The sequence below is a fragment of the Rhizobium sp. 01N447_2 genome (genome assembly GCF_056399245.1).
Map to the genome: position 1 here is coordinate 1 of NZ_JBFTQY010000162.1, position 1,279 is coordinate 1,279.

At 59.7% G+C, this 1,279-nt stretch carries 2 protein-coding genes; one reads left to right on the forward strand and one right to left on the reverse strand.

Annotated elements, in window-relative coordinates; translation table 11 throughout:
• Positions 1 to 530, reverse strand: a 530-nt coding sequence (locus AC1ECN_RS38505; RefSeq protein WP_477956057.1) for a nucleotide-binding protein, incomplete at its 3' end; no start/stop codon positions are given.
• A 202-nt stretch (positions 531 to 732) separates the two neighbouring features.
• Between AC1ECN_RS38505 and cobF the strand changes: the two genes are divergently transcribed.
• Positions 733 to 1,279 (forward strand): precorrin-6A synthase (deacetylating) (cobF, locus tag AC1ECN_RS38510; RefSeq protein ID WP_477956058.1); only part of this gene is annotated, 547 nt, incomplete at its 3' end.

Here is a 1,279-nt window from a genome sequence, read left to right on the forward strand (position 1 = left end):
CCATAGAGCGTATCGCCTTCGGAAAGATCGAATTCGGGCTGGACGCCCAGCATGGAGGAGAGCGAAGCCTGCGGATCGAGATCGATGGCAAGCACCCGGTAACCCGCCAGCGCCAGATACTGCGCCAGATAGAGCGTCGTCGTGGTTTTGGCCGAGCCACCCTTGAAATTGGTGACGGCAACCGTCTGCAGCTTTTCACCAGGGCGGCGCCAAGGCTGATAGGAAAGCGCATCCTTCGGCTTGAGCTTGGCCATATACTGGCGCAATTCATTGATCTGGCCGAGCGTGTAGGAACGCCGGCCATTCTGGGCAAGATCCGGCTGCGGTCCCTTGCCATCCAGCGAAAGCTGGCGAAGATAGCCGTCCGAGACGCCGATCATCTGGGCCGCCTCGCCGGAGGAGAATGTTCGTAGCGTCTTTTGCGAGAGCGGCGGAAACAGCTTGTCGCGGAGGAGCTTCAGTTGCCGCGAAAGCTGGTTCGCATGCCGCTCGATCCGTACATCTGTCGTCGATACGCTAATGTTGTCCAAAACACCCAATCCTTTTCGATGCGCTTTTCTTTCAACATAGCGTCAAAAAGCGTATCGAAAGTGACACGATTCGGGATTTGCAGCAACAATAGGGCTCAGCTGCCGCCCACAGGCCCGGTTGGCCGCGGCCAACTCCCGTTCTGCCCTTGCGACGACGAGGCTTTTTCGGCAAGACCGCCAGGACTCAACGGGGAGTATCCGCTTGAAGCATATCCATATCATCGGCATCGGCACGGGCAACCCGGAGCATCTCACCATACAGGCGATCAATGCGATGAACGCCGCCGACGTGGTCTTCCTACCGGTCAAGGGCGCCGGCAAGGAAGAGCTCGCCGAGATCCGGCGGGATATCTGCGAACGCTATATCACGCGGCCGGCTGGCAGGATTTCAGAATTCGCGGTGCCGCAAAGGCAGACGGCAGACAAGACCTATGTGCAGAGCGTCGATGCCTGGCACGGCGAGATCGCCCGCATCTATGGAGAGCTGATCTCCGGTCTCCCGGATGATGGCAGCGGCGCCTTTCTCGTCTGGGGCGATCCCAGTCTCTACGACAGCACGATCCGCGTCATCGAACGCGTGCGGCAGGAAAGCAGCCTGGATTTCGATTACAGCGTCATTCCCGGCATCACCAGCATTCAGGCGCTGGCGGCCAGCCATAAAATCCCGGTCAACCTCGTCGGCAAACCGATCGAAATCACCACAGGGCGCAGGCTGGCGCAGGACGGGCTTCTGGCCGACAGCACCATCG